This is a genomic window from Devosia geojensis (genome assembly GCF_000969415.1).
Classification (GTDB): Bacteria; Pseudomonadota; Alphaproteobacteria; order Rhizobiales; family Devosiaceae; genus Devosia; species Devosia geojensis.
This window is the reverse complement of the sequence record NZ_JZEX01000024.1, coordinates 62,594-72,331: the sequence shown is the minus strand read 5'-3', so window position 1 is coordinate 72,331 and position 9,738 is coordinate 62,594. Positions and strand designations below refer to the sequence as shown.

At 68.0% G+C, this 9,738-nt stretch carries 8 protein-coding genes; 2 read left to right on the top strand and 6 right to left on the bottom strand.

Going from position 1 to position 9,738, the window contains the following annotated elements:
• Window positions 1-19: 19 nt before the first annotated feature.
• The 6 genes from rsmA to VE25_RS01885 form a co-directional block, all read right to left on the bottom strand.
• Window positions 20-868: a 16S rRNA (adenine(1518)-N(6)/adenine(1519)-N(6))-dimethyltransferase RsmA gene (gene rsmA, locus VE25_RS01910; protein WP_046106888.1), complete on the bottom strand. Its 849-nt coding sequence runs from the start codon at window positions 866-868 to the stop codon at window positions 20-22.
• Entirely contained in the window at window positions 865-1,869 is a 1,005-nt protein-coding gene (pdxA, locus tag VE25_RS01905) for a 4-hydroxythreonine-4-phosphate dehydrogenase PdxA (protein ID WP_152664479.1), read from the bottom strand. The genes rsmA and pdxA overlap by 4 nt, the downstream gene beginning before the upstream one ends.
• A gap of 86 nt (window positions 1,870-1,955) precedes the next feature.
• Window positions 1,956-2,864, bottom strand: coding sequence for a peptidylprolyl isomerase (locus VE25_RS01900; protein ID WP_046106886.1), 909 nt, complete (start codon window positions 2,862-2,864; stop codon window positions 1,956-1,958).
• Between the two features lie 88 nt (window positions 2,865-2,952).
• Window positions 2,953-5,241, bottom strand: coding sequence for an LPS-assembly protein LptD (locus tag VE25_RS01895; RefSeq protein ID WP_046106885.1), 2,289 nt, complete (start codon window positions 5,239-5,241; stop codon window positions 2,953-2,955).
• A gap of 17 nt (window positions 5,242-5,258) precedes the next feature.
• The gene (locus tag VE25_RS01890) at window positions 5,259-6,329 is read right to left on the bottom strand and encodes an LptF/LptG family permease (protein WP_046106884.1); all 1,071 of its coding nucleotides are present in this window, start codon (window positions 6,327-6,329) and stop codon (window positions 5,259-5,261) included.
• Complete coding sequence (locus tag VE25_RS01885; protein WP_046106883.1) at window positions 6,326-7,420, bottom strand: LptF/LptG family permease; 1,095 nt, start codon at window positions 7,418-7,420, stop codon at window positions 6,326-6,328. The genes VE25_RS01890 and VE25_RS01885 overlap by 4 nt, the downstream gene beginning before the upstream one ends.
• A gap of 252 nt (window positions 7,421-7,672) precedes the next feature.
• On the opposite strand from VE25_RS01885, the gene VE25_RS01880 reads away from it, so the two are divergent.
• Window positions 7,673-9,130 carry a leucyl aminopeptidase gene (locus VE25_RS01880; protein WP_500683369.1) on the top strand — a complete coding sequence of 486 codons (1,458 nt, stop codon included), beginning with the start codon at window positions 7,673-7,675 and terminating at the stop codon, window positions 9,128-9,130.
• A gap of 67 nt (window positions 9,131-9,197) precedes the next feature.
• Window positions 9,198-9,650 (top strand): DNA polymerase III subunit chi, encoded by a 453-nt coding sequence (locus tag VE25_RS01875; protein WP_046106881.1) that lies wholly within the window; start codon window positions 9,198-9,200, stop codon window positions 9,648-9,650.
• Window positions 9,651-9,738: the final 88 nt, after the last annotated feature.

Genomic DNA, 9,738 nt, shown 5'->3' with positions numbered 1-9,738 from the left:
GCGATGTCATGTCCTACTGCTACGTCCGAAGCCCCGGCAACACCTTGGCCATCGCAAGGAACGCCTCGACCGGCAGTTCCTCCGCCCGCTCGTCGCCCTTCAGCCCCGCCGCCGCCAGCAGCGCCTCGACCGGAACGCCTGTGGCTTTCAGGCTCTGGCGCACCATCTTGCGGCGCTGCCCGAAGGCGGCGCGGGTGACCTCCTCGAGATGGCGCACGGCGACGTCTTTCGAAACCGCCTTGGGCACGAGATGCACAACCGCCGAGGTGACGTTGGGTGGCGGCGTGAATGCCTGCCGACCGACATTGAAGGCGATGCGCGCGTCCGTGCGCCAGCCCGCCAGCACCCCGAGCCGCCCATAGGCGTCATCGCCCGCCTTGGCGACGATCCGCTCGGCCACCTCGCGCTGGAACATCAGCGTCAGGCTCTCGAAGAAGCTCGGCCACGGATCGAGGGTCAGCCAGCCGGTGAGCAGGGGCGTTGCGATGTTGTAGGGCAGGTTGGCAACGATGCGCACGGGTCCGTCCTCGGTCAGCGCCCGATAGTCGATGGCCAGCGCATCGCCGGAAATCACGGTGAGGCGCCCCGGATAGGCTTCGGCGATCTCGGCGAGGGCGGGGAGGGCCCGCGCGTCCCGCTCGATGGCGATCACCTCGCGCGCGCCTTCAGCCAGCAGCGCACGGGTCAGACCGCCGGGTCCCGGGCCGACCTCGATGACGCGCACGCCTTCGAGCGATCCGGCGACGCGTGCGATCCGCGCCGTCAGGTTCAGGTCGAGCAGGAAGTTCTGCCCCAGCTCCTTCTTGGCCCTCAGGCCATGGGCGGCGATCACCTCGCGCAGCGGCGGCAGGTCGTCGATCTGGCTCATGCGTCCCGCTCCCGCGTCATCGCGTCGGCCATGCGGATGGCGGCCAGGAAGCTTTTCGGCGAAGCGCGCCCAGTGCCGGCAAGGTCGAACGCGGTGCCGTGGTCGGGAGAGGTGCGCACGATCGGCAGCCCCAATGTGACGTTGACGGCCTCGTCGAACGCCACCGTCTTGATCGGGATCAGCGCCTGGTCGTGGTACATGGCGATCACCGCGTCATAAGTACGCCAGTGCGGCGGATAGAAGAGCGTGTCGCCGGGCAGCGGCCCGACGACATCGATGCCCTCGGCGGCGAGCTGAGCCACCGCCGGCGCGATGATGTCGATCTCCTCACGCCCGATCGAGCCGGATTCGCCCGCATGCGGGTTGAGCCCGGCGAGCGCGATGCGCGGGGCGGCTATGCCGAAACGGTGCTTGAGGTCGTGGTGGACGATGCGCACCGTCTCGATGACGGCTTGCCCGGTCACCAGCCTTGGCACCTCCAGCAGCGGAACATGGATGGTCAGCGGCACCGCACGCAGCCCCTCGTGCGCCAGCATCATCACCGGGCGCCGCGGCGCGCCGCCGTCGGCGCAGAGCGCGGCCAGGAACTCGGTGTGGCCGGGATGGGTGAAGCCGGCGTGGTAGAGCGCCGCCTTGTGGATCGGTGCCGTCACCAACCCCCGGCAGCTTCCGGTTCGCACCGCTGCCACCGCCCGCTCGATGGCGGCGATCACGGTGCGTCCGGCAAGGGGATCGATCTCTCCCGGCGTGTCCGGCACCGGCCCGCCGACCTCGACGACCGGCAGTGTCGTGTCGAAACGGCTGCTCGCTTCATCGGGCGATACGCTCGCCAGGGGGATGTCGATCCCCAACCGCCGCGCGCGCTGGGCGAGGAACTCGGTGTTGCCGAAGACGCAGAAGGGCGGCAGCGCCAGCTCGGCGCGGGCCGCGTAGGCGGCAAGGATCAGGTCCGGCCCGATGCCGGCCGGCTCTCCCATGCTGATCGCCAGCGGTTTGCCCATAACGTCCCCCGGAATCCATGCCCAACGAAAACGGCGCGAGGTGTTCTCACCCCGCGCCGCCCTCGATTGTCAATGCGCTTTTGCGATCAGTTGCGGGTGATGCGGGCCTGCGAGCGCAGGTTCGCCAGATACTCGTCGGCCGCGCCCTTCATGGCGTCCTGGCCGGCTTCGCGCCGGATCTCGTTCTTGATGAAGGTCAGGTCGTTGGCCTGGGCCTTCTCGCAGATGGCGAGCATGGAGACGCCGCGGTCGGTGACGCGCGGCCGGGTGATACCGCCGACGTTCATGCCGGCCAGTTCCTGGGCGACCGCGTCGGGAAGCTGCGTCGCATGGCGACGGCCGACATCGACCACTGCCGCGTCGGTGTAGTTGAGCGAAAGCTCGACGGCGCTGTCGCAGCCCGCGAACGCCGACCGGTAGCTGTTGGCCTGGCCCGTGCGCCCGCTCGCGCCCTGGCCTCCCGGGGCGATGAAGATGATTTCCTTGAGGATGTAGTCGAAGCTCTCGCTGGCGGTGGCGCGGGTGGCGGCCTGCTGGTCGAGCTCGAGATCGGAGATCTGCACCTGCGGCACCACGGCCTGCTCGACCACGCTGTTCCAGGCGATCGAGGCTTCGAGACGGTCGCGCAGCGTCTGGACGCTGGTGCCCTGGCGCTGCAGCATCTGGTCGAGGACTTCCTTGGAGACGCGGATGTTGCGCGCCACCTGCAGGTAGGCGGTGTCGATCTGGGACGCCGAGACGGTGATCCCGAGGCGGCGCGCCTCCTGGATCATGATCGCCTCGTCGATAAGCTGGTCGATCGCCGCGCTGGTGCCGCCCCTGTTGCCCTCGAGGGTAAAGAGCCGGACGCGCTGGGCGACCTGGTTGTCGGTGATCGCTTCGCCGTTGACGGTCGCCCGCACGGCCTGAGCAAAGCTGGGAGCCGCGCCGACCGCCAGAAGCAGCAGGCCGGTGCCGATCGCGGCACAAGTGCGTTTCCAAATTCCGTTGAGCATCGTCGTCGTCCGTTGCTTGCGGGGTAGGGCCCCGAAAATCCGTGCATCCGTCACGAATGCGGCCAAAATCCGGTGGTTCACCGGGTTGTCAGGGGGCGATGGCTCCTGAGTAACCCGCAGTGAACCCGGCCGGTGCCTTGAGCAGGATCGAGGCCGTCACGCGGGTGTCGTCTGGGTCGTGGTGCGTGGGCCCGGTCATGACGAGATTGGCGCCGGCCATCAGGTAGCCGTCGTCATACGTCAGGCCGGCACTGGTCTGCAACCACGTATTGGCGGCGATGTCCCAGTAATAGCCGGCGGTCAGGCGCCAGTAGTCCATCAGCGGGATGCCGAGCGTCGCGCCGATTTCGTGCCGGTCATCGGGTGCGCCGGCATTGGCGTTCCCCGCCTCGTAGAAGTAGTCGAGCCCTGCCGTGTAGCCCTCGACGTTGAGCGAAGCGGTGAGCGCCCCGCGCATGATCTCGCTGTAGTCGGAATCGACCACCACCTTGCCCCCGGCCCGCAGGTACGGCGTGAACGCCGCATAGGCGCCGAGCACGCCGTAGGAAACGTCCTCGGCCAGCGCGTCGGTCGCGCCCGGCTGGGAGGGATCGTCGAAGTTAAAGGCGTTGGTGCCGGCCAGGTGGAACGAGTGCCCGGCGATGAGCTCGATATAGCTGTCGCCGCCGAAATCGACCTGGTAGCGCCCGCCCACATTGGCGCGCAGCCCCGTCTCCTGCCTGTCGGTGCCCGAGAAGCGGTCGTAACTGAAGAGATTGGTATCGTCGAAGACGAAGCTCTGCGCGTTGTCGTTGACGATCCCCGGCATCGCCTCGCTCGATCCGCGATAGGCGATCTGCACGGTCGGTTCGATGAGATGCACCGTCGAGCCGCTGGTGCCTGCCCACGGCCAGCGCACGTCCATGGCGGCGATCGGCGTCAGGCTGAAAAGCGAGGTCGAATCCGGCGAAAGTGGATGGTCGCTTTCCCCGTCATAGGAGGCCGCGTCAAACCGCACGCCGGCATAGGGCGTCGCGACGACCCCCATCGGCCCGATCCATTGGTCGCGCCAGGCGGCGAGCCCCATGACATGGGTCTTGTTGCCCTCGAAGCCGAGCACGTGCGTCACGCCGTTGGGCGACGTCGTGTAGTCGTCGCCGCGCACGATGTTGAGCAGCCGGCCCGTCAGCTCGATCTGCCCGCGCCCGTCGCCCAGGCGGATGATCTCGTCGTAGCGCACGTTCGGCAGCGCCGCGCCCTGGCGGTCCTGATGGTCCCAGGTGATGGTCTCGCCGAGCTCCCGGAACTGCTGCACGCGCGCGTCGAAATAGCGGTCCTCTTTGAGATAGGTCGCATAGACGCTGTTCTGGCTGGCGTCGCTTTCGTCGAACAGATAGTCGCGCAGGTACGAGGCATCGGTGAAGGTCGTGTAGGACCAGCCGACCAGCCAGTTCTGCGCCGGGCGGAACGAGCCCGACGTCTGGATCATGCCGCGCCAGTCGCGGTCCCCGACCTCGCCCGCGAACGCGTCGGGGGCCGTCTGGTAGAGCCCGGAAGCCTTGACGTTGAACGAGCCGGCGTCGAACCGCTGCACCCACTCGGCGCCCATCAGGAATCCCTGCCGGCTGACCAGGGTCGGCGTCAGGATGATGTCGGTGTAGCGGCTGGAATAGGCCATGAACGGCACCTCGACCTTGGCGCCGATCTGCTCGGTGGAGTCGAAGGTGGGGGTGCGCACGCGCGACAGCGCCGACTGGCTGGCGTCCGGCAGCCAGAGATAGGGCAGCCATGCGATCGGGATGCCGAGGATTTCGAGCGTCGGCTGCTCGATGGTGATCGAATTGTCCTGGTTGTTCTGCACGAACCGCGTGGCGCGCACCGACCAGCCGATGCGCCGGCCCTCGGCGTCGACGCATTCCCCGCATGGCGAGTAGGTCGGGTTGTTGAGCAGGGTCTGCAGGGCATCGTCGTATTCGACGCTGTCGGCGGTGATCCGCGCCCCGTCATAGGTGGTGATGGTCAGCGCTTCGATGAAGCCGGTCTTCAGCTCGTCCCGGACTTCCAGGTCCTGCCCCTCGAGCACGTTCCCGGCCGGATCGCGGATGTAGGAGTAGCCCTCGAACGTCAGGTCGCTGGTGCGTCGGTCGAAGACCAGCTTGTCGCCGCGCAGCGTATACCCCTGATAGGTGTAGACGACGTCGCCGGTGGCGGTGATGAGGTCGGTCTGCGAATCGATGGTCAGCGTGTTGGCCTCGATGGAGGCCTGTCCGCCCGGCTGCACGGGATCGTTGAAGAAGCGCTGGGGAACGAGGCCGCCCTGGGCCATGGCGGGCCCGGCAAGGGCGAGGAAAGCCGCCACGCTGGCTGTCGCCAGACGCTGTGACCACTCGATACTCATGCCACGGCGCCGACGCATCAGGCTCGCCCGTCTTCTTTGTAAAGCAGCACCGTCACCCCAATGACGATGGCCACGAATGCCGGTCCCAGAGCTGCGAACGCAGGTTCGAGCACGCCCCCGGATCCCGCCCGCTCCGACATCTCCGTGATGACGAACACGACGAACCCGAGGACGATGCCGTAGAGGACCGCCGGCCCATATTTGTCCGATCTTCGATAACCTGCGGTAAACGCAAAGGCAATGAAGAGCGAGCCCGTCAGCAGCAGCGGCATGCTGAGCAGCTTGATGAACCGCGTCAGCGCCGCCGCCTGCACTGCCGGGTCGGCGATTCCGGCCCCGATCAGCGCGGCGAGCTCGAAGAACGTCACGTCCTCGATCGAGGTGAGCTTGAGGCTGACCTCGGCCGCCGTCGAGGTGGTGGGCAGCACCAGATTTTCGACCGTCTCGGCCGCTGTGTCCGTGCGGTGGATGCGCGCCTCGGGCATCCGCCACTGGCCGCCGCCGAGCTCGGCGAGCGGCCCTTCGATGCGCTCGTTCGCTTCGCCCGAGACGGGGAAGACGACCACGTCGCGCAGCCTGCTGCCGTTCGCCTCCATGCCCTGGGCGACCATGATGTAGTGCGTGTCGCCAGAGCGCTGTTCGAGCCAGATCTCGCCCGGCGGCGTCAGCAGCGTCGCCTCGCCCGGCGGCATGGGCGCGAGCTGGCGGATGAGGCTCGTCGTCTGCGTCTCGACGAAAAGCGAGATGGCGAGGCTGACGATCAGCAGCGCCGCCGTCGGCGCCCGGATGATCCGCCAGATCGACATGCCGCTCGATTTGATGACCGTCAGCTCGTGGCGCGCCTTGAGGTCGATGAAGCCGATGATCGCGCCCAGCAGCACCGTCACCGGCAGCGTCTTGATCGCCCAGCGCGCGCCGCTCGCCAGCACCATGATGATGGCCCAGTGGAAGCCGAAGTTCTCGGCCACGTCGTTGAACCGCCAGGTATCGAGCGCTTCGGCAAGCACGATCAGTCCGTAGAAGACGAGCACCGTCACCGCCATGCGGCTGCCGACGCGTCCGAGGATGAACCAGTCCAGCCGCCTCATGTGGCTGCCGCCGGAAGTGGGGCCACATGCCGCGGCCGCGCCCGCACGAGGAGCGCGATGGCGCCGATGACGAGCATCAGGACGGCTCCGGCCACCGCGCCCAGCTGCGGCCCGAGCAGCCCGTAGGAGGAGACGGCAAGGTCGACGAAGGCGATGAACAGCACCACGACCTCCATGGGGAGCCGAACCGGCAGACCTCCGCGCCGCCCGCTCGGGAACGCACTGATCGCCACCACCATCAGGCAGATGCCGATGACGCGCAGGCCCTCGCCCATGCGCTCGGTCAATATGCGGGCCGTCCTCGGCTCGATCGTGCCCGTCTCCAGCGCTTGGCGGACGAGCGTCACGCTGTCGCTGCCGCGCACCGGGTCCGGCTCGGCCGTGGGCTGGGTGAAGCGGTCGACGTTGATGTTGTATTGGCCGAAGGTCACTTCCGAGAAGCGGTTGCCCGGCCCGCGCGACTGCAGCGTGCCTTCGCGCAGCTGCAGCACGTATCCGGCGTCGGTCTGCGCCACGGTCGCCGCCGCGGCGATATAGGTGCGCCGCACCTGCGGATCGCGCCGGTCGTCGGCGAAGAATTCGGTGATCTCCCCGTTCTCGGCGCGCCCGCCGATGAGCAGCACCACGCCCGGCGTCACCTGCATGAAGCGGCCCGGCCGCAGCGTCGAGCTGACGAGGTCCGCCGTGATCGCGGCGTTGAGGGTGTTGAGCTGCCGGTTGGCGAGGGGGGCGAGGAAATTGGAGATGATGAGCACGCCGACCGCGCCGAGGATCGCCACCACGCCCGCCGCCCGGAAGAGGTCCCCGAGCCCGCGGCTGGTGTGGATGATGTGGAGCTCGTGGTTCGATTGCAGCGCCACCAGCGCTCGCGCGAGCCCGATGCCCACGCACACGAACGCGAAGGTCAGCACCAGCGGCGGCATCGCCAGCACGCCCTGCCAGGCGAGCGTGAAGAGGCTCTGGCCCTTGACCGAAACGGTATCGAAGATGCGCAGGCACTGCACCATCCACAGGAGGAAGCAGACAACGCCGAACAGAATCAGCGCGTCTATCGCGAACAGCCGTGCAAGGTAGAGGGTCAGCCGGCGCATTCAGTCCCGTCGTTCGGTGCGAAATCCCGGGGCGCAACCTGCGGCACTCGTGCCGGCATGGCAAGACGCCTCATGCCGCAGTCCCTGTGGATTTGCCGGTTGCATTCAGCCTGTTGCGGGATTGACGCGCTCCCCGTTCCCCCCGATGTTTGAATTCCCCATCTGGGCCTGCCGCGCCGCGGCGCCGCCCTCGAACCCACTGGACCGCAGATCCCCTTCATGCCGCAGACCCTCATCGTCGAAACCGCCCCCCTGACAATCGGCCAGCCCGATATTCTCGTCGTCTATGCCGGCGAGGGCCAGCCGCCCGAAGGGCTCGGCGGCACGATCTGGGCGGGGACCGGGCTCGACTGGCAGGCAGTCGCCGAAACGGCCGGGTTCAAGGGCAAGCAGGGTCAGGTGCTCGATCTCGTCGCCCCGCCCAACGCGCCGGCCAAGCGCCTCATGGTCCTCGGTTCGGGCAAGGACGAGGCTGTCGGGCTGACCGCGTGGACCGATCGCGGCGGCTCGCTGATGGGCAAGCTTGCGGGCGCCAGGGCCGCGACCGTTTCCGTGGTCCTCGACGGGACCGATGCGAGCCCCGCCGCCGTCGCCGAGCTCGCCGCCGGGCTGCGGCTGCGCCACTACAAGTTCGACAAGTACAAGTCCGAGGCGAATGGGGAGAACGGGGCGGCCACGCTCAAGGTCGTGCTGCACGTCGCCGATCCCGCCGCGACCTCGGCGGCGGTTGCCGACCGCGGCGCGGTGGTCGAGGGCACGCTTCTCGCGCGCGATCTCGTCAACGAACCCGCCAACGTGCTCGGTCCCGTCGAGTTCGCCGGCATCGCCGGCAACCTCGAGGAATATGGCGTCGAGGTCGAGATCCTTGAGCCCAAAGACATGGAAAAGCTCGGCATGCGCTCGCTGCTGGCGGTGGCGCGCGGCTCGGTCCGGCCGGCGCGCCTCGTCGTCATGCGCTGGACCGGCGCGGGCAAGGACAGCCAACCCGTCGCCTTCGTCGGCAAGGGCGTGGTGTTCGACACCGGCGGCATCTCCATCAAGCCGGCCGCCTCGATGGAGGACATGAAGGGCGACATGGGCGGCGCCGCCGCCGTCACCGGCCTCATGCAGGCGCTCGCCCGCCGCAAGGCGAAGGTCAACGCCGTCGGCGTCATCGGCCTCGTCGAGAACATGCCGGACGGCGACGCGACCCGTCCCGGCGACATTGTGCGCGCCATGTCCGGCACCACCATCGAGATCATCAACACCGATGCCGAGGGACGGCTCGTGCTGGCGGATGCGCTCTGGTACACCCAGGATCGCTTCAAGCCGCAGTTCATGGTCAACCTCGCGACCCTGACCGGCGCAATCTCTGTGGCGCTCGGCAACGACCACGCCGGGCTCTTTTCCAATAATGACGAGCTTGCCGCGCGTCTTGCCGCAGCGGGCCTTGCCGTCAACGAGAAGGTCTGGCGGTTGCCGATGGGACCGGCTTACGACAAGCTGATCGAATCCCGCTTTGCCGACATCAAGAATTCGGCCGGTCGTCCGGCCAGCTCGATCACCGCCGCCCATTTCCTCTCGCGCTTCGTCAACAAGGTGCCGTGGGCCCATCTCGACATCGCCGGCACCGCATTCGGCGTGCCGGCCAGCGAGACCAATGGCGGCTGGGCCTCCGGCTTCGGCGTCGCGCTGCTCGACCGGCTGGTGCGCGACCACTACGAGGGGTAGGCTGGGCGTTCTCAGGAAAAGTGGGCACCGGTTTTTCCGGATCGAGAACGCGACCAGGAAAGAATCCATGGCCGAAGTGCTATTCTACCACCTCGAGGCAAAGCCGCTGGAAGCGGTGCTGCCCCAGCTCCTCGAAAAGACGCTGGAGCGGGGCTGGCGCGCCGTGGTCGAGGTCGGCAGCACCGAGCGCGCCGATGCGCTCGACGCGCACCTCTGGACCTATCGCGATGACGCCTTCCTGCCGCATGGTCGCGCCGGGGACGACGAGGCGGATGCGCGCCAGCCGGTGCTGCTGACGACCGACGGCGCCAACCCCAACGCCGCCACCGTGCGCTTCTTCGTCGATCGCGCCGTGCCCGGCGAGACCGGGGGTTACGAGCGCATCGTCTATCTCTTCTCCGGCCACGACCCCGATGCGGTCGCCGAAGCCCGCATCGCCTGGAAGGCGCTCCAGGCCGGCAACGCCGTCACCTACTGGCAGCAGGAGCCGTCGGGCCGCTGGGTGAAGAAGGCAGGGTAGGGGCGTAGAGAACGCGTGATGGGCATCGTCTCCGTCCCACCTGCTGTCACCCCGGCGAAAGTCGGGGCCCAGTAAACAGCGCCGGTGC